This window comes from Rhizobium sp. RM, assembly GCF_013390595.1.
Classification (GTDB): domain Bacteria; phylum Pseudomonadota; class Alphaproteobacteria; order Rhizobiales; family Rhizobiaceae; genus Agrobacterium.
This window is the reverse complement of sequence record NZ_JACAWV010000008.1, coordinates 23,296-47,194: the sequence shown is the minus strand read 5'-3', so window position 1 is coordinate 47,194 and position 23,899 is coordinate 23,296. Positions and strand designations below refer to the sequence as shown.

21 protein-coding genes and 1 other RNA gene are annotated in these 23,899 nt (G+C 57.6%); 16 read left to right on the top strand and 6 right to left on the bottom strand.

The features are described from left to right. The first annotated feature begins 68 nt into the window (after positions 1-68). Positions 69-503 (top strand): MarR family winged helix-turn-helix transcriptional regulator, encoded by a 435-nt coding sequence (locus tag HWX89_RS09095; protein WP_138794174.1) that lies wholly within the window; start codon positions 69-71, stop codon positions 501-503. 211 nt (positions 504-714) lie between these two features. Next, positions 715-2,106 (top strand): dipeptidase, encoded by a 1,392-nt coding sequence (locus HWX89_RS09090; RefSeq protein ID WP_138794173.1) that lies wholly within the window; start codon positions 715-717, stop codon positions 2,104-2,106. A 430-nt stretch (positions 2,107-2,536) separates the two neighbouring features. Here HWX89_RS09090 and HWX89_RS09085 read toward each other — a convergent pair whose 3' ends face one another. Then, positions 2,537-2,746 (bottom strand): cold-shock protein, encoded by a 210-nt coding sequence (locus HWX89_RS09085; RefSeq protein WP_138794172.1) that lies wholly within the window; start codon positions 2,744-2,746, stop codon positions 2,537-2,539. A 479-nt stretch (positions 2,747-3,225) separates the two neighbouring features. Between HWX89_RS09085 and HWX89_RS09080 the strand changes: the two genes are divergently transcribed. From HWX89_RS09080 to HWX89_RS09070, 3 genes are all read left to right on the top strand, one after another. Further along, complete coding sequence (locus HWX89_RS09080; RefSeq protein ID WP_138794171.1) at positions 3,226-3,684, top strand: YbaK/EbsC family protein; 459 nt, start codon at positions 3,226-3,228, stop codon at positions 3,682-3,684. A gap of 148 nt (positions 3,685-3,832) precedes the next feature. Beyond that, a complete protein-coding gene (locus tag HWX89_RS09075; RefSeq protein WP_138794916.1) occupies positions 3,833-6,151 on the top strand; it encodes a transglycosylase domain-containing protein in 2,319 nt (772 codons plus the stop codon). A 260-nt stretch (positions 6,152-6,411) separates the two neighbouring features. Next, the gene (locus HWX89_RS09070) at positions 6,412-7,140 is read left to right on the top strand and encodes a sugar transferase (RefSeq protein WP_138794170.1); all 729 of its coding nucleotides are present in this window, start codon (positions 6,412-6,414) and stop codon (positions 7,138-7,140) included. Between the two features lie 75 nt (positions 7,141-7,215). On the opposite strand, the gene HWX89_RS09065 is transcribed toward HWX89_RS09070, so the two are convergent. Continuing rightward, entirely contained in the window at positions 7,216-7,794 is a 579-nt protein-coding gene (locus tag HWX89_RS09065) for a c-type cytochrome (protein WP_138794169.1), read from the bottom strand. Between the two features lie 150 nt (positions 7,795-7,944). Here HWX89_RS09065 and HWX89_RS09060 point away from each other — a divergent pair, with 150 nt between their 5' ends. After that, on the top strand, positions 7,945-8,700 hold the full coding sequence (locus tag HWX89_RS09060; RefSeq protein WP_138794168.1) for a 3-deoxy-manno-octulosonate cytidylyltransferase: 756 nt from the start codon (positions 7,945-7,947) through the stop codon (positions 8,698-8,700). A gap of 11 nt (positions 8,701-8,711) precedes the next feature. Further along, the gene (locus tag HWX89_RS09055) at positions 8,712-9,575 is read left to right on the top strand and encodes a prephenate dehydratase (RefSeq protein WP_138794167.1); all 864 of its coding nucleotides are present in this window, start codon (positions 8,712-8,714) and stop codon (positions 9,573-9,575) included. A 59-nt stretch (positions 9,576-9,634) separates the two neighbouring features. Here HWX89_RS09055 and nudC read toward each other — a convergent pair whose 3' ends face one another. Next, positions 9,635-10,597: an NAD(+) diphosphatase gene (gene nudC, locus HWX89_RS09050; RefSeq protein WP_138794166.1), complete on the bottom strand. Its 963-nt coding sequence runs from the start codon at positions 10,595-10,597 to the stop codon at positions 9,635-9,637. Continuing rightward, positions 10,597-11,013 carry an HIT domain-containing protein gene (locus tag HWX89_RS09045; RefSeq protein WP_178340682.1) on the bottom strand — a complete coding sequence of 139 codons (417 nt, stop codon included), beginning with the start codon at positions 11,011-11,013 and terminating at the stop codon, positions 10,597-10,599. The genes nudC and HWX89_RS09045 overlap by 1 nt, the downstream gene beginning before the upstream one ends. 77 nt (positions 11,014-11,090) lie before the next feature. Here HWX89_RS09045 and ffs point away from each other — a divergent pair. The 3 genes from ffs (at position 11,091) to HWX89_RS09030 (ending at position 13,478) form a co-directional block, all read left to right on the top strand. Next, positions 11,091-11,187: signal recognition particle sRNA small type (gene ffs / locus HWX89_RS09040), an RNA gene on the top strand. Positions 11,188-11,273: 86 nt separating this feature from the next. Then, positions 11,274-13,127: a DNA polymerase III subunit gamma/tau gene (locus tag HWX89_RS09035; protein ID WP_138794165.1), complete on the top strand. Its 1,854-nt coding sequence runs from the start codon at positions 11,274-11,276 to the stop codon at positions 13,125-13,127. A gap of 27 nt (positions 13,128-13,154) precedes the next feature. Next, positions 13,155-13,478, top strand: a complete 324-nt coding sequence (locus tag HWX89_RS09030) for a YbaB/EbfC family nucleoid-associated protein (protein WP_138794164.1) — start codon at positions 13,155-13,157, stop codon at positions 13,476-13,478. Positions 13,479-13,485: 7 nt separating this feature from the next. Here the strand turns inward: HWX89_RS09030 and HWX89_RS09025 are convergent, their stop codons facing one another. After that, positions 13,486-14,100, bottom strand: a complete 615-nt coding sequence (locus HWX89_RS09025) for an MOSC domain-containing protein (protein WP_138794163.1) — start codon at positions 14,098-14,100, stop codon at positions 13,486-13,488. Positions 14,101-14,157: 57 nt separating this feature from the next. Between HWX89_RS09025 and recR the strand changes: the two genes are divergently transcribed. Together recR and HWX89_RS09015 are read left to right on the top strand one after the other, a co-directional pair. Beyond that, the gene (gene recR / locus HWX89_RS09020) at positions 14,158-14,763 is read left to right on the top strand and encodes a recombination mediator RecR (RefSeq protein ID WP_138794162.1); all 606 of its coding nucleotides are present in this window, start codon (positions 14,158-14,160) and stop codon (positions 14,761-14,763) included. A gap of 27 nt (positions 14,764-14,790) precedes the next feature. Beyond that, complete coding sequence (locus HWX89_RS09015; protein WP_138794161.1) at positions 14,791-16,056, top strand: lytic murein transglycosylase; 1,266 nt, start codon at positions 14,791-14,793, stop codon at positions 16,054-16,056. Positions 16,057-16,093: 37 nt separating this feature from the next. Here HWX89_RS09015 and HWX89_RS09010 read toward each other — a convergent pair whose 3' ends face one another. After that, positions 16,094-17,722 carry an MFS transporter gene (locus HWX89_RS09010; RefSeq protein WP_138794160.1) on the bottom strand — a complete coding sequence of 543 codons (1,629 nt, stop codon included), beginning with the start codon at positions 17,720-17,722 and terminating at the stop codon, positions 16,094-16,096. Positions 17,723-18,009: 287 nt separating this feature from the next. On the opposite strand from HWX89_RS09010, the gene rimP reads away from it, so the two are divergent. From rimP to infB, 4 genes are all read left to right on the top strand, one after another. Beyond that, positions 18,010-18,606, top strand: coding sequence for a ribosome maturation factor RimP (rimP, locus tag HWX89_RS09005; protein ID WP_138794159.1), 597 nt, complete (start codon positions 18,010-18,012; stop codon positions 18,604-18,606). Between the two features lie 62 nt (positions 18,607-18,668). Continuing rightward, positions 18,669-20,291, top strand: coding sequence for a transcription termination factor NusA (gene nusA / locus HWX89_RS09000; protein WP_138794158.1), 1,623 nt, complete (start codon positions 18,669-18,671; stop codon positions 20,289-20,291). Further along, on the top strand, positions 20,288-20,986 hold the full coding sequence (locus HWX89_RS08995; RefSeq protein WP_138794157.1) for an RNA-binding protein: 699 nt from the start codon (positions 20,288-20,290) through the stop codon (positions 20,984-20,986). The genes nusA and HWX89_RS08995 overlap by 4 nt, the downstream gene beginning before the upstream one ends. 102 nt (positions 20,987-21,088) lie before the next feature. Next, entirely contained in the window at positions 21,089-23,842 is a 2,754-nt protein-coding gene (infB, locus tag HWX89_RS08990; protein ID WP_138794156.1) for a translation initiation factor IF-2, read from the top strand. Positions 23,843-23,899 lie beyond the last annotated feature (57 nt).

The following is a 23,899-nucleotide window of genomic DNA, read 5'->3' as shown; positions in this document are numbered from 1 at the left end:
CCGTGCTATATATATCATGCTATCGAATCCTCGCGACCCCTGTCGCAATTGCTCGCATGGATGCATGAATGGAATTTTCCCGAGACGAATCGGTGATCTACCTCGCCGCCAAAATGGCGCGCGAATTCACCATGGCGCTGCAAAAACGGGCCTCCGCGCTCGGCTTTTCCCCTGGGCAGTTTCCAATCCTCGTAGAGCTTTGGCATGAAGAAGGCCTCACCCAACGTCAATTGCTGGACAGGATCGACATCGAACAGGCGACGCTCGCCAATACGCTGTCGCGTATGGAACGTGACGGCCTGATTGTGCGCAAACCGCACCCAACCGACCGCCGGGCACAAATCATCGAACTGACACCACGCGGAAAGGAACTCGAAGCAAATGCTATTGCCGCATCCAGGGGAACGGAAGATGCACTATTGAAGGACTTCCGGCAGTTCGAGCGGCAGCTTCTGGTGGAATATATGCGTCGGGCGATCGATTGCGCCAAAACTGCCCGTTAGGAGCTTCGGCAAATTGGTCGCCTGCCTCACCGTTTTTCCACGCTGATCTGATTTTCAGAAAACCGCGTTACACTTTTCAATCCAATGTTCTATCGTGCCGCAGGCCGAAGCCCTGGCGATTCACGAGGGCTTTCCTTCTCGTTTCCTGCGAATGGTGATGCCGTTGTCTCGCATCGTCGCCGGAACCATGACAGACATGACAGGATCAGCGATGACAGACGTTTCTCCAATTCTTTCCACTGTTGATGACAACCTCCCTTCCAGCCTGGAGCGGCTCTTTGAGCTTGTTCGCATTCCGTCGATCTCGACTGACCCGGCTTACAAGCAGGAATGCCGCAAGGCAGCGGAGTGGCTGACCAAAACGCTTTCTGCACTCGGTTTTGAGGCATCCGTCCGCGACACGGCCGGTCACCCTATGGTCGTCGCGCATCACGATGCAGCAACGAAAGATGCGCCGCACGTGCTCTTTTATGGTCACTACGATGTGCAGCCTGTCGATCCGCTCAATCTTTGGGAAAATGATCCGTTCGATCCCGCCATCAAGGATATCGGCGAAGGGCGTCAAGTCATCACGGGCCGTGGAACGGCCGATGACAAGGGTCAGCTTATGACCTTCGTGGAAGCCTGCCGCGCCTATAAAGAGGTCAATGGTGGCCTACCGGTCAGGGTGACCATCCTGTTCGAAGGTGAGGAAGAATCCGGTTCTCCGTCGCTGAAACCCTTCCTGGAAGCCAATGCTGCTGAACTGAAGGCGGAATATGCCCTGGTGTGTGACACCGGCATGTGGGACCGCGACACCCCGGCAATTGCGGCAGCGCTTCGTGGTCTGGTTGGCGAGGAAGTCGTGATCACGGCAGCGGATCGCGATCTGCATTCAGGTCTTTTCGGTGGCGCTGCGGCAAACCCGATCCACATCCTCACCGACATTCTCTCGGGCCTGCACGACGAGACCGGGCGTGTGACGCTTGAAGGCTTTTACAATGGCGTCGAAGAGACGCCGGCGAACATCAAGGCTTCCTGGGAAACGCTTGGTCGTACGGCGGAAGATTTTCTCGGCGAGGTTGGGCTTTCGGTCCCTTCCGGTGAAAAGGGGCGTTCCGTGCTGGAACAGACCTGGGCGCGGCCGACAGCGGAAGTCAACGGCATCATCGGCGGTTACACCGGCGACGGCTTCAAGACCGTGATCGCCGCGAAAGCATCAGCCAAGATTTCCTTCCGTCTTGTCGGGCATCAGGACCCCGCCGCCATCCGTGAGAGCTTCCGCGCTTATGTGCGCTCGAAAATCCCAGCCGATTGCTCCGTTGAATTCCATGAGCATGGCGCGTCGCCTGCTATCCAGCTGTCCTATGATTCACCGGTCCTGACCAAGGCGAAGAACGCGCTTTCTGACGAATGGCCGAAGCCCGCCGTGGTTATCGGCATGGGAGGCTCCATCCCGATCGTAGGCGATTTCCAGAAGATGCTCGGTATGGATTCCCTGCTGGTCGGCTTTGGTCTGACGGATGATCGCATTCACTCTCCGAACGAGAAGTACGACCTGCAGTCCTATCACAAGGGCATTCGCTCCTGGGTTCGAATTCTGGATGCTCTCGCAGCGAAATAAGCTTGTTGGAAACTGGTCGCGATCACGCGGCCAGTTTCCGGACATCCACCGCAAGGCTGCTAAGTGCTAATGCCAGAAAAACAAAAAGGCCGGGCAAGCCCGACCTTTCCACCCGTTTCTACGTCAGTGCCAGTACATCCGTGGTCAAAGCGTTTGAAACGTCTGATGCTTCAGAGCGCGCCGACTATCGGTCGGCTGCATCTTCAAGGTCAGGATCGACTGCTTCGGTTAATCTTTGGTTAACACGACAACAGCGTCACTTTTCAGCGACCGCCTGACAGTTCTGAAGCACTGTTGAACCGTATATCGTATCGGAACATGGCTTTTACAAGGCCGAACGCTCTGAAAAGAATTCTCCAAAAGAAAAAGGCCGGACGTGACGTCCGGCCTTCTTATTTCCAGGCGCGACCATGAAGGTCACAACGCCTTATTAGGCAGCTACGAGGTTGCCTGCAGACATCTTGCCCGAGCGGCGGTCCTGCATCAGTTCGTAGGTCAGCTTCTGACCGTCGTTGAGAGCGGTCAAACCAGCGCGCTCAACTGCAGAGATGTGAACGAATACGTCCTGCGAACCATCATCAGGCTGAATGAAGCCGTAGCCCTTGGTTGCGTTGAACCACTTTACCGTACCAGTCGCCATAACGATTTCCTTCCGTTGGCAAATTGCATTTGCACTGCAAGCAGTGCGGGTCTTGTGTCGAATTTGAAGGAAAGAAAGATCGTCGTGTGCGCCGCGAAGCGCCGAAGCTCTGGTCGTCAAACAAATTTCGATGTCGGAACACCTAGGTGGAGAGACCCAAAAAGTCAAGTTTCTTTGAAAATGACGTGATCTACAGTCAATCCATTAGTGTCATCTGGAAAATTTCGGAAGCCAGAAATGCAAAAACCCGGCGCGGGAGGAGGTGCGCCGGGTCCTTGAAACTGACTGACAATTGGGAGGAGGAGTATTGTCAATCCAATCGGGCGACGCTGGGAGGAGGAGTGCGTCGCTTCGATGATTGAAAGATACAACATTCGAGCCCAAAAAACAGACATTCTATCGCAGCGCAGCATTGCGTTTTTTGCATGGCTTTCTGCAGGCGTCTTGCGGCTTACATGCTTCCAGCCTAATAAATAGCCATGACCATTGAATCCGTCCGCGCCTTTTTCGCGGAAAAATCTCCTGACGTCACCGTCATCGAAACGGAAGCCAGTTCAGCCACCGTTGCGCTCGCGGCTGAAGCGCATGGTGTCGATCCCGATCAGATCGCCAAAACCATCTGCCTGAAGGCAGGAGATACCATTCTTCTCGTCGTGGCTGCCGGCACCAAACGGCTCGACAATCGCAAGTTTCGAGACCGGTTTGGCGCAAAGCCCCGGATGCTTGATGCGGAAGATGTCGTATCAGTCACAAGCCATCCCGTTGGTGGCGTCTGCCCTTTCGGTCTGCCGGAACCCATTCCGGTGTTTTGCGATGTCTCGCTGAGAAGCTACAACGAAGTGGTTCCTGCCGCCGGCGCGACCAATGCAGCCGTCAAAATTTCTCCGCACGCCATTGCCGAACTGACAGAAGCAGAATGGATCGACGTCTGCCAATGACGTCGAAGTGATCCTTTCTTCACCTAACCTCGCCTTAAATTGCCGCATTTACGCTCTTCATCCCGGATTAAGGATAATGCGCGCATAAATACTGCAATCGGCGGACATGCGTGCGATCGCGCAATCAGAATGGAGCGATATCGGCTGGATGGCAGGTAAAGGCAAATCACGCGAGCGGGTAGAACCTTCCTTCGGGGATTTTCACGATTCCGGCGATGACCTGCGCCTTGACGCCAGTGACCGCATCAGCGGCGGGCGAAAGCAGGCAGCGAAAGCTGCGAAAGACGACGACCTTCCTCCGCCGAAATCGCCAAAAGGCCAGACGCGCCAAAAGCGTCAGAAACAAAAACGCATGGAGACACGCGGCATCACCGGCATGTTCCGCTCACTTGTTTACTGGTGCATCGTGCTGGGCATATGGGGCGGGATCGGTGTTGCGGGACTTGTTCTTTATTATGGCGCCCGCATGCCCAGTGCTGCAAGCTGGTCCATCCCTGAGCGTCCGCCGAATGTGAAGATCGTTTCTGTCAACGGGACGGTTCTTGCCAATCGCGGGACGACCGGTGGCGAGGCTTTGGCACTTGAGGATATGTCGCCCTACATTCCGCAAGCGGTCATGGCGATCGAAGACAGGCGTTTTTACTCGCATTTTGGGGTTGATCCGCTCGGCCTCGGCCGCGCCATCGTCACCAACGTATTGACGGGACGCACCGTCCAGGGCGGTTCGACCCTTACCCAGCAGCTTGCCAAGAACCTGTTCCTGTCTCCCGACCGGACATTGGAACGCAAGGTGCAGGAAGTGCTTCTGGCGTTCTGGCTGGAGCACAAATACACCAAGGACCAGATTCTCGCGATGTATCTCAATCGCGTCTATTTCGGTTCCAATGCCTATGGTGTCGAAGCGGCCTCCAGACGGTATTTCAACAAGTCGGCGCGTGACGTCAATCTGGGTGAAGCAGCCCTGCTGGCCGGCCTCCTCAAGGCACCTTCGCGCCTCTCCCCTGCCCGTGACCCGCAGGCTGCTGAAGAACGCGCCCAGGTCGTGCTTCAATCCATGCGCGATGTCGGATTCATCACCGACAGCGAGATCAAGACGGCGATGTCGCAGCCCCCAACCAAAGCGAAACGCTTCTGGTCCGGTGCAGAACATTATGCTGCCGACATGGTTCTCGACGAAGTCCGCATGCTGATCGGCGACGTGAAGCAGGACATCGTTGTCGATGCCACCATCGATCCAGACCTGGAACGCGACGCCGAAAAGTCCCTGACGCACATTCTTCAGGGGGATGGTAAAAAGCAGGCTGCGTCCCAGGCAGCTCTGGTTTCCATCGATGGAACCGGAGCCATCCGCGCAGTGGTTGGCGGGGCCGATTACGCCGAAAGCCAGTTTAACCGTGCTGCGAAGGCGAAACGGCAACCTGGCTCAGCCTTCAAACCCTTCGTTTATGTAGCGGCGCTCGAATCAGGGCTGACACCCTACTCCATCCGCAACGACGCGCCGGTCAAGATCGGCAACTGGACACCGGAAAACTACGAAAAGAAATACCGCGGTGAAGTGACACTGGCGACAGCGCTTGCCAATTCGCTGAACACTATCGCCGCCCAACTGGTGATGGAAGTCGGCCCCGATCGTGTGACGCAGGTTGCGCACCGGATGGGTATCGAATCCGATTTGCAGAGCAATGCATCGATTGCGCTCGGAACATCCGAAGTATCACTTCTGGAGCTGACTGCGTCTTACGCACCGTTCATGAACGGCGGCTACAAAGCCACCCCGCATATCGTCAAACGTATTACCGATGCCGACGGCAAGTTGCTTTACGAAAACAAATACGACAATCCGCCGCGCGTGCTGAGCGAAGACATTGCCGCGACGATGAACGGCATGCTGAGCCGCGTTATCACCGAGGGAACGGGAAAAGCTGCGCGGCTGCAGGGATGGCAGGCCGCCGGCAAGTCGGGAACGACCCAGTCTTTTCGTGATGCGCTGTTCGTCGGCTATACCAGCAATCTGACAACCGGTGTCTGGTTCGGCAACGATGATGGCACCTCCATGAAAAAGGTGACCGGTGGCGGGCTGCCCGCAAGAGCCTGGAAAGACTTCATGACGGCTGCACATTCCGGCCTGTCTCCATCACCACTTTTCGGCCTCGGCACAACCGGCGTTCCCCCACTTGGCGAGATGCAGCAGCCACCGTCGGAAAATGCGCCATCATCGATTGGCGACATCATTTCCAACGCGCTTGGCGGAGGCTCGTCGAATACCGACGCCTATCCAGCCGCCCCGGTTGCGCTTGACCGACCTCAGACAGACGCGCCCATGCCGCCATCCAATATTCCGGGGCAACGAATGGAGCCGAACTATGCCAATGGTGGTCCCGTTCCGCCTGCCGATATTGGTGGTCAGGAGCCAGCAAGAAACGGCGCGAAACAGACCACACTCCTCGACATTCTGATGGGCAATTGAGCGCCCACAGGATCGATAGACAGCCGGCTGACAGTTTCTCTGTGTATCAATCGCTGAAAAGTCCGCCCCTTCCTTAACGGCAAGAAGTCTCCAGCATAGTTCCGATTGCTCTGAAGCAGGTTGGCGCCGACGTTAACCGTAGATCGGCATTTGCGCATTTGCGGAGATATTTCGGGATGACTTTTTACAGTAAATGAATTATTAATGCCGCCATATAAATCAGTTTTTTCATTTCAAAAATTTCTTTTTAGGACTTTGTTATGCTGGGTATCAAAGGGTCTCCACGCGCCGCGTTCCAGAGCGCGGCTTCACAATCGGCAATCGCTTTTGAAGAGCCGGACGTAGAACTTTCTCAAGACCAATCAACATTTTCCGCATTGGCACGCGGTCAATTCGCAACCAAACGCGCGATCGATATTGCCGGCGCATCGATTGCATTGATGGCACTTGCGCCGGTGCTTTTAACGGTCGCCGCTCTGGTCAAGATCGATAGCAAAGGACCCGTCCTGTTTTCCCAGATTCGCTGGGGCATGAACGGTCGTCGGATACGCGTCTACAAATTCCGTTCGATGAGGACGGACTTGTGCGACGCGAGTGGCGTGGCACAGACGGTAAAAGACGACCCCCGCGTGACCCGCGTCGGCGCTATTCTCCGACGGTCGAATATCGATGAACTGCCGCAACTGCTGAATGTTCTGAAGGGTGACATGTCGCTCGTCGGACCTCGTTGCCATGCAATCGGCATGCTTGCGGCCGGCCGTCTCTATGAGGATCTCGTTCCCCATTACCATCTGCGTCACAGGATGCGCCCCGGCATAACCGGGCTTGCCCAGATGCGGGGACTGCGGGGACCGACCGATCGCAGTGACAAGGCGCGGGCACGCATTGTCTCCGATCTTTATTACATCGACAATTTTTCCGTCTGGCTGGATATCAAGATCATGATCGGCACAGTCATATCCGAGCTGCGCGGCGGCAAGGGTTTCTAAGTCCAGGCTATTTCATGCGCAAACAACAAAAAAGCCCGGATCGCTCCGGGCTTTTTTGATTGGAATACCATACGCTCAATTGGTTGGCGCAGGGGCCGCCGCCGGATCGGGCAGCGGTGCAGGATTTGCAGAAAGCGTCCGCAGGTAAGCGATCAGATCCGCACGTTCCGTTTCCTTCTTCACACCAGCAAAGCCCATGGCCGTGCCAGCAACGAACTTTTTCGGGCCTTCGAGGAAGTGGCTCAGATGGTCGTAGTCCCAATGAACCGAACCACCCTTCGAGAAATCCTTCATGGCTGCGGAGTAACTGAAACCTTCATGAGAGGCGATCGGCCTGTTGACGATATCGAAGAGATTGGGGCCGACCTTGTTTGCTCCACCACTCTCTCCGGTATGACAGGCCGTACACTTCTTGAAGACCGTCTCACCCTTGGCCGCGTCCGCATTGGCAAGCAACTGGGCGATCGGCGTTGCCGCAGCGGCCGCTCCTGCCTCGCCGCCTGATTCACCGCCGCTCGTTTCTGCGACGATGGCAAAACCTTCCTTCTCCGGCACCGGTGCATGGAAGATGCCCTCGGATGCGATCGACACCGACATGAGGACGAAAACGGTGCCTAATAACGCACCAACGCCCATGTTTACGTATGAATTCATCTATATGCGCTCCCTCGCATCCACTCGATATAAGCCGGGTATCTTGAAATTGCTTGAAAGCTATGGCTTTTGCACAGCCTGCGCAACTTGAATAATGCTCCCCACACCGTGACGTTTTGACACTTTTCGGGCGGGATTTGAAGGTGTCGGATGAAGAATAGAGATTTCGAAAAGGCAGTGGTGCTCATACCTGCCCGTATGGCCTCCACACGTCTGCCTGGTAAACCTCTGGCCGATATCGGCGGCAAGCCGATGATCGTGCAGGTTGCCTTGCGTGCACGCGAAGCCGGTGCAGAGAAAATCGTGGTTGCGGTTGACGACAACGACGTGTTCGCCGCCGTTCAAAACGCCGGCTTTGAAGTGATGATGACACGGGATGACCACCAGTCTGGATCGGATCGTATTTTCGAAGCGCTCCAGAAGGCCGATCCCTATGGCAAGGCCGAATACGTCATCAACATTCAGGGCGATTTGCCAACCATCGAGGCGGAAACCATTCACGCCTCGCTGCGGCCGATGGAAAACCCGTCGGTGGATATCGCCACGCTGACGGTGGAAATCACCGACGAGGAAGAAAAAATCAATCCCAACGTGGTCAAGGTCGTGGGCAGCCCGCTGTCCGAAACCCGGCTGCGCGCATTGTATTTTACCCGTGCGACCGCACCCTATGGTGAAGGACCGCTTTATCATCATATAGGGCTCTACACTTATCGCCGGGCGGCGCTCGAAAAATTCGTGAGCCTTTCCCCTTCGCCACTGGAGAAGCGCGAAAAGCTGGAGCAGCTTCGCGCTCTGGAAGCGGGCATGCGGATCGACGCCGAGATCGTGCGCTCGGTACCACTGGGTGTCGACACGCCAGCGGATCTTGAAAAAGCCCGCCATATCCTTGCAGGCAGAACCCACTGAGGGGACATTCTATGACAACGAGCACAAAACGCATTGCCTTCCAGGGCGACTACGGCGCCAATTCGGACATGGCGTGCCGCGACATGTTTCCGGATATGGACCCGCTTCCCTGCGCGACCTTCGAAGACGCATTCAACGCCATCGAAAATGGCGATGCGGATCTGGGAATGATCCCGATCGAAAACACGCTGGCTGGCCGGGTAGCCGACATCCATCATCTTCTGCCGGAATCCCGCCTCCATATCATCGGCGAATATTTCATGCCGATCCGCTTCCAGCTCATGGTTTTGCCGGGTGTGCAGAGAAGTGAAATCCGTACCGTCCACAGCCATATCCATGCGCTCGGTCAATGCCGCAAGATCATTCGTTCAAACGGATGGAAAGCCATTGTCGCCGGCGATACGGCAGGCGCCGCCAAGCTCGTCTCGGAGCAGGGCGATCGCAGCATGGCAGCACTTGCACCGCGTCTCGCCGCAGATCTCTACGGTCTCGATATCGTTGCAGAAAATGTCGAGGATTCGGAAAACAACGTCACACGTTTCGTTATTCTGTCCCGCGACGAAAAATGGGTCAAACGTACGTCACCGGATGAAGTTATTGTCACGACGTTTGTTTTCAACGTTCGCAACATTCCGGCCGCGCTTTACAAGGCCATGGGCGGGTTTGCCACCAACGGCATCAACATGACGAAGCTCGAGAGCTACCAGATTGGCGGCAAGTTCGTGGCGACGCAGTTCTATGCCGATATCGAGGGCCATCCGGATGATGAAGCCGTTCGTCGCGCGCTGGACGAATTGCGCTTCTTCTCAGAGAAGGTCCGCATCCTCGGCGTCTATAAGGGCCACGCAATGCGTGACAAGCTGAACCAGAGCTAAGAAAATTACGGACGCTGCGCGCCTAGTCGACACGCAGCGTCCAAGACCACGTCAAAGGGTTATTTGGACCATTCCACCCAGTCGCGCATCAGACGGTGCGCAATGGCACCGCCGTGCGGGCCAGATATGCCCTCACCCGGCGTTGCTTCCAGCATTGCTGCAACCTCTTGCCGGGTGAACCAGCGGCAGTCTTCCAGTTCGATTTCATCGCGAGAGATTTCGAACGACAGCGCCTCGGCATAGCAACCGATCATCAGCGAATGCGGCATCGGCCATGGTTGTGAGGCGTGGTAGCGCACACGACCGATTGCGACGCCGGATTCCTCGTGCGTTTCACGACGAACAGCCGATTCGATTGTTTCACCCGGCTCCACAAATCCGGCAAGGCACGAATACATGCCTGGCGAAAAATGCGCGCCACGTCCCAGCAGGCAAAGGTCGCGCTCCACATCAATCGTCAACATGATAACGACGGGATCGGTCCGCGGAAAAATCATGTTGTTGCAGGCTGGGCAGACGCGCTTGTAGCCGCCAATACGCAGCTCCATTTCCGTGCCGCAACGACCGCAAAAGCGGTTTTGGGCGTTCCAGTGTGTCAGGCTGACGGCCTGAGCAACCTCGCCCAGCAATTCCTCGTCGAGCAGGTGGTCACGGTAGAGCGTGCGCGCATCGGCAAGTTTGTGATGGCTGGCCAGCCGATCTTCCGTGACACCAACCGGAACAGCAATTCTCGGCTCACCGGTCTCGCGGTACCCCAGCAAAACTGCGTTATCGAAGTCCGGCTGCAACTCGGCCAGTTCGTACGCGGAAAACAGCGGATCGATCACCTGCTCGTCGTGCTTCAGCACAAGACGACCACCAGCGAGGGCGAGAATATGCGTGCCGTCGATCTTCAGAGCATCGGCAACACAGTTTTCGGTTCTCTTTTCAGCGAAACGATCAAGCGCGTTTTGGGAAAATGCAGTCAGTGCGCTTGCTTCGGGATGGGGGGCAGTGGTTTCAAAAATCGTCATTGAGATCATTAGAGAGCGCCGGAGATTTTTTGCATGAAAGATTTCTTTTCCTCTGCGGGGTACGGCACCGCGGTGCCATGCCCCCATATGGGCCCTGGCCAGCAGGTGTCACCTTCATTACGGGCAATGATATGGACGTGCAGTTGGCGAACGATATTTCCCAACGCGCCGACATTGATCTTGGTGGCCTCGGTAACATCCTTCAAAGCATTGGCAACCAGATTGGTTTCGAAGGTCAGCATCGCCTGATCGAGCGGCGTCAGTTCAAACAGCTCGCTCACATCGTTTCGTTGCGGCACCAGCACCAGCCAGGGCCAGCGGCTGTCGTTCTGCAAGCGCAGTTCGCACAGGCCTAGCCGGGTCACAAGCTCGCTGTCCCGCGCCAATCTTTCGTCCAGGCGGAATGTCTCCAAGGCGTCCTCCATGTTTGTTTTCACTGTGATAGCAGTTTTTTGAATGCTTGGCTTGCATTTGCTTTCGATATTGCCGATATGTGGCGCCGGGAGGTTGGTGGTGGACGAGCCACTCGCCAACCGGGTCAGGTCCGGAAGGAAGCAGCCCTAACGAGCCCGGCACGGGTCGCCGTGCCAGCCTCCCACCTTTTTATTTGCAAAATGATGTGCTCAGCTTTCGCCGGGCCAGTTCCGCGCCCCAAGACAAACTGGCAAAACAAACTGGCGAGGCAATGAGCGACACCGTATCCACCACCCCAAGCACTTCCCAAAACGGAGCTGGATACCGGGTACTGGCGCGCAAATACCGCCCGAAAGATTTTTCCGACCTCATGGTCGGCCAGGAGCCGATGGTCCGGACGCTGACAAACGCGTTCGAAACCGGCCGCATTGCCCAGGCCTATATGCTGACCGGTGTTCGCGGTGTGGGGAAGACAACAACAGCACGCATTCTCGCCCGTGCCTTGAACTACAAGACGCCCGAGATCGACAAACCGACCATTGATCTGCGCATTCCCGGTGAACATTGCCAGGCGATCATGGAAGGCCGCCATGTCGATGTCATCGAAATGGACGCCGCCTCTCACACCGGTATCGACGATATCCGCGAGATCATCGAACAGGTTCGGTACCGCCCTGTTTCGGCGCGTTACAAGGTCTACATCATCGACGAAGTGCACATGCTTTCGACGCAGGCATTCAACGGTCTTCTGAAGACCCTCGAAGAGCCGCCGGAACATGTGAAGTTCATTTTCGCGACCACGGAAATTCGCAAGGTTCCAATCACCGTTCTGTCGCGTTGCCAGCGTTTCGACCTGCGCCGAATCAGCGCTGCCGATCTGGTCGGATTGTTTACCGCAATCGCCGGCAAAGAAGGCTTCGAAGCCGATCCGCAAGCCTTGGCAATGATTGCTCGCGCTGCGGAAGGCTCCGCGCGTGACGGTCTGTCGCTGCTCGATCAGGCGATCGCCCACGGCGGCGGACGTGTCGAAACGGAAGCCGTGCGCGGCATGCTTGGCCTTGCCGACCGGGCACGTATCGTTGATCTGTTCGAGCACGTCGTCAAAGGCGATGTCTCGGCCGCCCTTTCAGAATTTAACGGTCAATACGAAGCGGGTGCAAACCCGGTCGTAGTGTTGAACGACCTCGCAGATTTCACCCATCTTGTCACGCGCATGAAATATGTGCCGGATGCCGCTGACGATCCCTCGCTTTCGGAAGTCGAGCGCGTGCGTGGCGCGGAATTTTCCGAAAGCATCGCCGTTTCGGCGCTGTCGCGCATCTGGCAGATGCTGCTCAAGGGTATTCCCGAAACCGAAAATGCCTCGCGCCCGGCGGGTGCCGCAGAAATGGTGCTGATCCGTCTTGCCCATGCCGCGAACCTGCCCGCACCTGAAGATGCCGCGCGCCGTCTGCTGGAACTTTCCAACGGCGAAGGCAGCATTTCGAATGGTGGCGGAAACGGCGGCGGTGCCCGCGCCTATGCCTCAACGCAGGCCGTTGCATCCGCCCATGCCGCACCGCAGCGGCAACCATCCGCGCAGCCGACCGCCATGCTGCGTGCTGTGCCGGACAGTCGCCCGCAGGAGATGCAGATCGCTGTCGCGAAGACCGAAGACCGGCCAGAGCCGAAGGTTGCGGTCAATTCCCTTCAGGATATTGCCGATCTCTGCGGAAAGAACCGCGATCCGGTTATGAAGGCAAAGGTGCGCGGTTTCGTACGCCTGGTGCGACTGGAACCCGGCCGTCTCGACATGCGGCTTGGAGAAGGTGCGCCGGGGTCTCTCCCCGGCGAACTCGGCGTGAAGCTAAAGGAATGGACCGGCATCCACTGGATCGTCAGCCTGAGCAAAGAACAGGGTCAGCCAACGCTGGTTGAAGCCGAGGTCAACGCCCGCGATGCGCGTCTTGTGGATGCGCGACAAGACCCTGACGTGGCCGCGATCCTGCAACAGTTTCCGGGTGCAAAGATCACCGACGTGCGTATTCGCGCCCTTCAGCAGGACGATGCGGAAGAAATCGCGCCGCCATCTGTCGCCGAGTCCAGCGAAGGCGACATTCTGCCCGGCGACGACATCGAGTTTTAAAAGACAACAAGAACAGGAGTTTTGCACATGCGCGACATCATGGGCATGATGGGCAAAGTCAAGGAAATGCAGGCCAAGATGGAAAAGGTGCAGGAAGAAATTGCCGCCCTTGAAATCGAAGGCAAGTCCGGTGGCGGTCTCGTCACCGTCATCCTCAACGGTAAGGGCGAGATGCGCGGCCTGAAGGTTGACCCTTCGCTCTTCAAGGAAGACGAAGTTGAAATCCTCGAAGACCTGATCGTCGCCGCCCATAAGGACGCCAAGGAAAAAGGCGAGGCGCAGGCGCAGGAAAAGATGGCGGGCCTGACCGCCGGGCTTCCGCTGCCGCCAGGCATGAAGTTTCCTTTCTAAGCGAGACTTACACCTCAAGCATTGCGCGAAAGCGTTCAGCAAGCGGCGTGCCGAGATAATCGGCGCGCTCTTTTTCTGTCAGCCGCATCGGACGAAAACGCTGAAGAATGACGGGAATGGGCAGTTTCGTTCCGCGATAAGCCTCGAAGGCAAGGTCTTCTCCCGCCTGCAAGAAACCGCCTTTCAGCACACGACAATAAAAGCCCGGATGTCCGGCTTCGCGAAAACGGGGTGCAAAATCCGGATCACCGAGACGGGTCGACAGAGTGGCGCAAGGAATACGGGCCGCCGTCACCTCCAGAGCCACCTCCGTCGCGTAAAGCCGGTCCCCGACATGCAGGGTCGCGCTGTCGAGACCATCCACCACAAGATTCTCACCGAACAGGCCGGGTTCCACCACGTAACCGAGGCTTTGCGACCAGAAATCGAGATCAGCAGAGCCCATCGCGTAGATCGCCTGATCGGGTCCGCCGTGATGTTTGCGGTTACAGACGGCATCTCCAACGATGCCCTCGGCATCGATCATGACAGGCCCTTGCACGACGTGTTTGAAAATGCCCGTCTTTGTGGTTTTTCCGGGCAAGGTTTGCGCATCGGCGCGGCAGATTGCCTGTATTTTCATGCGAAACCTCCTGCACACGTGATTCCCGGTTCTCGATTTATGCGCTAGAAAGCGCCTATGGCAAAACGAGTCACCGGCCCCGAAATCGAAAAACTCATTCAGCTTCTCGCAAAAGTGCCGGGGCTAGGTCCCCGCTCGGCGCGGCGAGCTGCCCTGCACCTCATCAAGAAGAAGGAACAGCTTCTCGGGCCTCTCGGTCACGCCATGGGCGAGGCCTATGACAAGGTAAAGATCTGCTCCTGCTGCGGCAATGTCGATACTATCGATCCCTGCACCGTTTGTTCGGATGTTCAGCGCGACCAATCGATCATAATCGTGGTCGAAGACGTATCCGATCTGTGGGCCTTGGAGCGTGCAAGTGCCATGAACACCGCCTATCACGTGCTGGGTGGTACGTTGTCGCCGCTCGACGGCGTGGGACCGGAAGATCTGAACATCAAGGGGCTGATCGACCGTGTCAGCGCAGGCGGCATCCGCGAGCTTATCATCGCCGTTAACGCCACTGTCGAAGGCCAGGCGACTGCCCATTACATCACCGACCGGCTCGCCGATCTCGGCGTCAAGATCACCCGGCTTGCACATGGCGTGCCCGTAGGTGGCGAACTCGATTATCTGGACGAAGGCACATTGACCGCGGCGCTTCGAGCGCGCACCACAATCTGAGCCTTTCTTCTTTCCAAAGGAGACCGAATGCGAATCCGATTTTCTGTCGCAGCATTGGCCACCACGCTTTCCGTTCTCACGGTCGCAAGTGCTCATGCACAGGCTGTTCCGACAGGTGCTGCCGCAGCACGTTACAATCAAGATTTCAATGCCTGGCTGAAAAAGGAAATCTGGCCGGAGGCGCGCAAGGCGGGTGTGTCGCAGCAAACGCTCGAAGCCGCGCTCAGTGGCCTCTCCATCAACTGGAAGCTGCCCGATCTCGTCATTCCCGGGCAGAAACCGCCGAGGGAGCAAAGCCAGAGTCAGGCCGAATTTTCCTCGCCGGGCGCCTATTTTTCAGAGAAACGACTGCAGGGCCTTGCAGCGACAGGCCGCTCTCTCGCCGCCACCCACGCCACCACACTCCGCCGTATCGAAGCGAAATACGGCGTGCCAGGTAACATCATCGTGGCGATCTGGGGACGCGAATCGGGGTTCGGACGCGCCAAGCTGCCTCATCAGGTGGTCGATGTGCTGGCTACCAAAGCCTATATGTCAACGCGTAAGGACATGTTCCGCGTCGAATTGATCGATGCCTTGAAGATCGTACAGAGTGGCGACATCGCGTCCTCGCGATTGATGGGCTCGTGGGCAGGCGCACTTGGCCAACCGCAATTCATGCCATCGAGCTATCTGAAATATGCGGTTGATTTCGACGGTGATGGTCGCCGCGATATCTGGAATTCCGTTCCCGACGCCCTCGCCTCCATAGCCAACTATCTTTCGCAAAAAGGCTGGCAGACAAACCGGGATTGGGGCTTTGAGGTTTCCATACCGGGCAATGTTTCCTGTGCGCAGGAAGGTCCCGACCTCACGCGCCCTGTCGCAGACTGGGCGAAAATGGGCATTGGCAGGATTTCTGGAAAGGCTTTTCCGTCCAACGATCTTTCAGCTGATGGAATGATGCTGGTGCCGGCAGGGCGTCATGGGCCAGAATTTGTGGTGACGCCGAATTTCTACGTGATCAAGGAATATAACAATTCCGATCTCTACGCCCTGTTCATCGGCAATCTTGCCGATCGCATCGCCTATGGTGCCGGTCCTTTCCAGGGAGAATGGGGCAATGTCGGCTCCATGCTGCGTTCGGACGTGCTTGCCATGCAGAAAGCCCTTGCTGCGAAAGGCTACGACGTCGGCAAGGTGGATGGGCTGGCAGGTTTCAAGACACGTCGCTCACTTGGCGACTGGCAGGCAAAAAATGGCATTCAGCCGACCTGCTTTCCCGATGCTTCTCTCAAAGCAAAATTGAAATGACGTCAATCCTGGAGGATGGCAAGCGCGCAGTCCTCCATTAATGCTCGTCGGTATGCGGCTTATGAAAAATGTCGTCGGTCGGTGGAATGGTCTGCCGCTCGATCATGCGGTGAACACGCGGACGAGTCGTGCCACGGTGTAGAGCCAGCAATCGATCCCAGGTTTCGGCATCCGCCTGTGTACGGCGGTGATTGTGGCGGACATATTCCACCCATGTCGGCACATGGTAGCTTTCCGTCCAGATATCCGGGTTTTCCAGATCCCGCATCAGGTTCCAGTTGCGCGCGCCATCACGGATACGGATACGCCGCCGCTCCGCCATGACGGGCAAAAACTCGCCGAGATCCGCATCATCGATCTCATAGTCGATCAGGATTGCGATTGGCCCGCTGCGCGGTTTGATATCGAGCCTTAGCGGAGGTTCGACAAACCGATTAAGCGGATCGAGATTGAGTGACGCAAAAGCCGGCATGGCAAGCTTGAAGCCGACGACCACGCCGAGCAGCATCAGGGCGCACGAACAGAGAAGCGAATAGCTGATGCCCGCCTGTTCGGCGAGGGTACCCCATAACCAGCTACCGACTGCAATACCACCGAAGGTCAGCGTCTGATAAAGCGACAAGGCGCGGCCCACTACCCAGCGTGGCGTGGAAAGCTGGACGATGGTGTTGAACAGGGACAAAGCAAGAACCCAGCAGGCTCCTGCGACTGTCAGAACCAGGGCCGTCACAAACGCGCTGGTACTGATTGCAGTAACCCCGGCACTGAAGGCAAACCCCAGGAATGCGACGCGCACGATCCATTCACTTGATAACACTTCACGCAGACGCGCGCTTATCAAGGCACCACCAATCGCCCCTACTCCGAAGGCGCCAAGCATGACGCCGTACGTCAACGGACCTCCCTGCACGAGATCACGCGCGACAATCGGCATGAGGGCCAGGATAGCACTGGCGGAAAGGCCGAATAAAAAACCACGCACCAGCACCTTACTGATATTTGGCGACATGGCGACATAACGCATGCCGGCGGAAATCGCCGACAAAAGCTGTTCTCGCGGCAAAGGTGACGGATTTTTCGGCGGCTGCCAGCGAAACAGAGCGTAAATCAACGCAAAATAACTCATCGCGTTGACGAAAAACGCCGCCGCTGCACCAGCGGCAGCAACGATGACACCACCAATTGCCGGGCCGACACTGCGGGTAATGTTGAATCCGACGCTGTTCAATGTCACGGCAGCTGGCAGATCTTCGCGCGGCACCATTTCACCGACCGACGCCTGCCAGGAGGGGTTGTTGAGAGCCGTTCCGCAGCCAATCAGGAAGGTAAAGAACAGCAGCAGCCAGGGGGTCAGCCAGCCGGACCAGGCAAAAACTGTCAGCAGTATCGAGGCCGCAAGCATCAGAAGCTGTGCGGAAATCATGATACGGCGACGATCGAAACTATCCGCCAGGGCACCGGAAACCAGCGAAAACAGCATGATCGGCAACGAGGTCGATGCCTGCACCAGAGCGATCATGTTTTCGGACGTCGACAGCGAGGTCATCATCCACGCCGCACCAACGGCCTGGATCAACCCACCAAAATTCGAAGCAAGACTTGCTATCCAGATTCGTCTGTAGGTCAAATGCCTTAGAGGCGCGAGTGGCGATTTACGGTCGGGCACGATCGGTCCACATGAAGCAATTGCACTTTATCGATTGCCGACTATAGACGGCGCCGGAAATCATGCCAGCCCTTCGCGGATCAGGATGGCAAAAATGTGCCCTCGCTCCGCATACTGGCCGGGCTATCGGGAAAACCTTGCAATTGCACCCTGAAGCGTCTATATGCAGGTTCAAATTCTTGATCGCTTGATGAAGAGTGGGGTCGCAAGGCCCCGCTCTTTTTCGTTAGGCGAACCCAAAAGCGGGACGCAGTGTCCCGGACCGAAATTCAAGACCGGAAGGCCAGATGGCAGACACCGAATACGAACCAAGACTGATAACCGAAACGGGCGTCGACCAGCGCATTGCCGAGATCGTCGAGCCTGTTCTGACCGGTATGGGCTATGTTTTGGTGCGGGTCAGGCTCCTCAACCAGAACGGCATGACCCTGCAGATCATGGCCGAACGGCAGGACGGCACGATGACCGTTGAGGACTGTGAAGCCATCTCGATGGCGATTTCACCGGTTCTTGATGTGGAAGATCCGGTCGATAAAGCGTATCATCTCGAAGTGTCCTCGCCCGGTATCGACCGGCCGATGGTCCGCAAATCCGATTTCACCCGTTGGCAAGGCCATCTGGTGAAAGCCGAAACGTCGATCCTCGTCGAGAACCGCAAGCGGTTTCGCGGCAAGATCATTGAGGTCGACGCCGATGGCTTCAAACTGGAGCGCGACCAGATCGCCTATGGCGATGCGCTGACAGTCGTTATTCCGTTCAGCGCGCTTTCCGATGCGAAGCTCGTTCTGACGGACGATCTTATTCGTGATGCGTTGCGGGCAGACAAAGCGGCCAAGGCCGCCGCCGCAAATCAGAACGACCAAGACGAAACAGACGAAGACTAATTCCAACGTAAAGCCCGAAAAACGGGCGACCAACGCAACTTGCGACTTACGGAGACAGAAAAATGGCAGTGAGTGCTAACCGGCTTGAGCTTCTGCAGATCGCCGATGCTGTGGCGCGCGAAAAGGTCATCGACCGAGAAATCGTGCTTGCCGCAATGGCCGACGCTATCCAGAAAGCCGCCCGCTCGCGCTATGGCTCGGAAACCAACATTCGCGCCGACATCAACTCCAAGACCGGCGAAATTCGCCTGCAGCGTCTTCTGGAAGTTGTCGAGAAGGCCGAAGACTATTCCACGCAGATCCCGTTGGAACTGGCCCGCGACCGCAACCCGGATGCAAAGCTCGGCGACTTCATTGCCGATCCGCTTCCGCCGATGGATTTTGGCCGTATTGCCGCACAGTCTGCAAAGCAGGTCATCGTTCAGAAGGTTCGCGAAGCGGAACGGGATCGTCAGTATGACGAATTCAAGGACCGCATCGGCGAAATCGTCAACGGTACCGTCAAGCGCGTCGAATACGGTAACGTCATCGTCGATCTCGGCCGTGGTGAAGGCATTATCCGCCGTGACGAGATGATCCCGCGCGAAAACATGCGTTATGGCGATCGCGTCCGTGCCTATGTTTACGACGTTCGTCGCGAACAGCGCGGCCCGCAGATTTTCCTTTCGCGTACCCATCCGCAGTTCATGGTGAAGCTCTTCACCATGGAAGTTCCGGAAATCTACGACGGTATCATCCAGATCAAGTCGGTTGCCCGAGACCCGGGTTCGCGCGCCAAGATCGCCGTGATCTCGAACGATTCCTCGATCGATCCGGTTGGCGCCTGCGTCGGTATGCGCGGTTCGCGCGTTCAGGCCGTTGTTGGCGAGCTGCAGGGCGAAAAGATCGACATCATTCCGTGGAGCCAGGAACCGGCATCCTTCATCGTCAACGCCCTTCAGCCGGCTGAAGTCGCCAAGGTCGTTCTCGACGAAGAAGCCGAACGCATCGAAGTGGTTGTTCCCGACGAGCAGCTTTCGCTCGCCATCGGTCGTCGTGGTCAGAACGTTCGTCTGGCATCGCAGCTCACCGGCTGGGATATCGACATCATGACCGAGCAGGAAGAGTCCGAGCGTCGTCAGAAGGAATTCAACGAGCGCACCGGTCTGTTCATGGAAGCTCTCGACGTTGACGAAATGGTCGGTCAGGTACTTGCTTCCGAAGGCTTCGCACAGGTCGAAGAACTGGCCTATGTTGACCTCGATGAAATTGCCTCGATCGACGGCTTCGATGAAGACACCGCCAACGAAATCCAGACCCGCGCCCGCGAATATCTCGAGCGCCTGGAAGCTGAAATGGATGCCAAGCGCAAGGAACTCGGCGTTTTGGACGAACTGCGCCAGATCGACGGCCTGACATCGCAGATGATGGTTGCGCTGGGCGAAGACGGCATCAAGTCCATTGAGGATTTCGCAGGTTGCGCTGCGGACGATCTGGTCGGCTGGAGCGAACGCAAGGACGGCGAGACCAAGAAATTCGAAGGCATCTTCTCCAAGCTCGACGTATCGCGCGTCGAAGCCGAAAACATGGTGCTTCAGGCTCGCCTTCTGGCTGGCTGGATTACCGAAGAAGAACTTGCCGCTGAACAGCAGGCTGCCGAAGAGGCCAATGCTGCCGAGGAGGCGGATACCGCCGAACAGGAATGACATCGCAAGCGCATGAGCCGGATGAGCTGCCCGAGACAGATGACGGGCAGCCGGAAGGCAACGTCAACGGACGTATGTGCATTGTGACACGGCAAAGCGGATCACCCGACGAGTTGATCCGCTTCGTCGCAGGCCCGGACGGAAGTGTGGTTCCGGACCTGAAACGCCAATTGCCGGGGCGCGGCTGCTGGGTGAAAGCCGAGCGCGCCCTGATCGAAAAAGCCATCGCGAAAAAGCTTTTCGCACGGGCTCTTAAACGCGACGTCAAGGCCGGTCCTGAACTTCTGGTTCTGATCGACAGGCTGATGGCGCAGCAGGTTGCAGGAATGATGACCATGGCTCGCAAGGCTGGCCAGTTCATCAGCGGCGCGATGAAAGTCGATGCCGCCGTTCGTTCCGGAAACGCCATTGCGGTGTTCCACGCGACAGATGCGGCAGCCGATGGCGTTAGAAAACTGGACCAGGCCCGCAAGGCCTGGACGCTCGGCAGTGATGCCGGGAAAGAAATTCCGTCCTTCCGGCTCTTTAGTGGCGCCGAAATGGACGAGTTGATGGGCCAGAATGCTTTTATCCATGCCTGCGCGCTTGCGGGACAGGCGGGTGAGGGTGTAGTGAAGCGCGCAACGATGCTTGAGCAGTACCGCCACGGCGGTCAGCCCGAAGCGGAACGCGCCGCTGCCCGGACAGAACAATGACGCGGTTACCGAATATGAACGGTCGCCGCGTTCCGATGCAGCAATTGAACGACGAGACCTGATGGACGTCATCCGGCTCTCGTCCGAAGGAACGGGAACGGAATGACCGACAACAACGACGACAAGACACTCAACGCACCAGCCAAGAAGACTCTTACCCTGAAACCGGGCGGGATGAATCAGGGTACGGTTCGTCAGGATATGGGTCGAGGTCGCACCAACGCGGTTGTCGTGGAAACACGTAAACGCCGCCCCATGCGTCCCGAAGACGAGAAGCAGGGCACGCACGCCCCGGTTCAGGCGCCCAAGCCAGCAGCTCCCGTGGCCGCAGCCGCACCGCGCCCGCAGGCTCCCCAGCCACGCGTTCATCAGCCATCTGGTCAGCAGCAGCGTCCGGGTTCTTCCCAGTCGCAGCAGCGCCCCGGCTCCTCCGCTCCTCAGCAGCGTCAGCCTGAACGGCCGCGCGGCAATGTCCTGCACGACCTTTCCGCAGGCGAGATGGAAGCGCGTCGCCGCGCTTTGATGGAAGCCCAGGCTCGCGACGTTCAGGAAGCCAAGCAGCGTGCAGAAGACGAAGCCCGCCGCAAGGTAGAAGAAGAACGCCGCATTGCAGCCGAGAAGGAAGAGGCAGCACGTCGCGCCGCCGAGGAAGCTGCTGCTGCGAAGGCAGCGGCAAGCCAGCCGGTTGCTCAAAATCAGCCTGCTGCTGCCGAAGAAAAGCCCGCTCAGGCCGCAACGCCTGCACCGCGTGCTGATGCCCGCCCGCAGCCTTCGGCACGCCCGGCCGCAACTCCCGCACGTCCGGCTCCTGCCGGTGACGCCGCAGCACAGCGCGGACGCCGCACTTCGGATGAGGATGATGATCGCGGTGCACGCCGCACCACCGGCATGCCGGTTCGTGGCAAGGTTGTCGCTCCGGCGCCTGCCAAGCCTGCTGCCCGTCTCAAGACGGAAGAAGAGCGCCGTCGCGGCAAGCTGACCGTAACCGCCGCCAATCTGGAAGAAGACGGCACACCGCGTGGCCGCTCGATGGCCTCCATGCGCCGTCGTCAGGAGAAATTCCGTCGCAGCCAGATGCAGGAAACCCGCGAAAAGGTCATGCGCGAAGTCATCCTGCCTGAGACCATCACCATTCAGGAACTGTCGCAGCGTATGGCCGAACGTGCCGTCGACGTCATCAAGTTCCTGATGAAGGAAGGTCAGATGATGAAGCCCGGCGACGTGATCGACGCCGATCTGGCTGAACTGATCGCAGTCGAGTTCGGCCACACGGTCAAGCGCGTTTCCGAATCCGACGTTGAAGAAGGTCTCTTCAACAAGGTTGACGATGAAGGCGAGATGGTTTCCCGTCCGCCGGTCGTAACGATCATGGGTCACGTCGACCACGGCAAGACATCGCTGCTCGACGCCATCCGTCAGGCAAATGTGGTTGCTGGCGAAGCCGGTGGCATTACCCAGCATATCGGTGCTTATCAGGTCGAGAAGAACGGTCAGAAGATCACCTTCATCGACACCCCCGGCCACGCCGCCTTTACGGCGATGCGTGCTCGTGGTGCGCAGGCGACGGATATCGCCATCCTGGTGGTTGCCGCTGACGATAGCGTGATGCCGCAGACGATTGAATCGATCAATCACGCCAAGGCAGCCAACGTGCCGATCATCGTGGCGATCAACAAGATCGACAAGCACGAGGCAAACCCTGAAAAGGTTCGCCAGCAGCTTCTGCAGCACGAAGTGTTCGTGGAATCCATGGGCGGTGAAGTGCTTGACGTGGAAGTCTCCGCCAAGAAGCAGCTTGGTCTCGACAAACTGCTTGAAGCTATCCTGCTGCAGGCCGAAATTCTCGACCTCAAGGCAGATCCGAACCGTACTGCAGAAGGTACCGTCATCGAAGCGGAACTCGACCGCGGCCGTGGTGCCGTGGCCACCGTTCTCGTGCAGAAGGGTACCCTGAAGCCTGGCCAGATCATCGTGGCTGGCGACCAGTGGGGCCGCGTTCGCGCACTCGTCAACGACAAGGGCGAACACGTCAAGGAAGCCGGTCCGGCCATGCCTGTCGAAGTTCTCGGTCTTTCCGGTACGCCCTCTGCAGGTGACCGTTTTGCGGTTGTCGAAAACGAAAGCCGTGCTCGCGAGATTTCCGAGTACCGTCAGCGTCTGGCACGCGACAAGGCTGTTGCCCGCCAGACCGGTCAGCGCGGTTCGCTGGAACAGATGATGAGCCAGCTGCAGACTTCGGGAATGAAGGAATTCCCGCTGGTCATCAAGGCAGACGTGCAGGGTTCGGTCGAAGCCATCATCGCTTCGCTCGACAAGCTCGGCACCGACGAAGTCCGCGCTCGTATCGTTCACTCGGGCGCTGGCGCCATCACGGAATCGGATATCTCGCTTGCCGAGGCATCCAACGCCGCGATCATCGGCTTCAACGTTCGCGCCAACGCACAGGCACGCACGGCTTCCGAACGCGCCGGCATCGAGATCCGCTACTACAACATCATCTACGATCTGGTGGATGACGTGAAGGCAGCGATGTCCGGCCTGCTGTCGCCGGAGCGTCGCGAGACCTTCCTCGGCAACGCGGAAATCCTGGAAGTGTTCAACATCACCAAGGTCGGCAAGGTCGCGGGTTGCCGCGTTACCGAAGGCAAGGTGGAACGTGGTGCAGGCGTTCGTCTCATTCGCGACAACGTCGTCATTCACGAAGGCAAGCTCAAGACGCTCAAGCGCTTCAAGGACGAAGTGGCAGAAGTGCCGGTCGGTCAGGAATGCGGTATGGCGTTCGAGAACTACGAAGATATCCGCGCAGGCGATATCATCGAGTGCTTCCGCGTCGAGCACATCACCAGAACGCTCTAAGCGTCCGGTTGAAACGTACATGAAAATCGCAATTGGGCGCCGGCAAGCCGGCGCTCG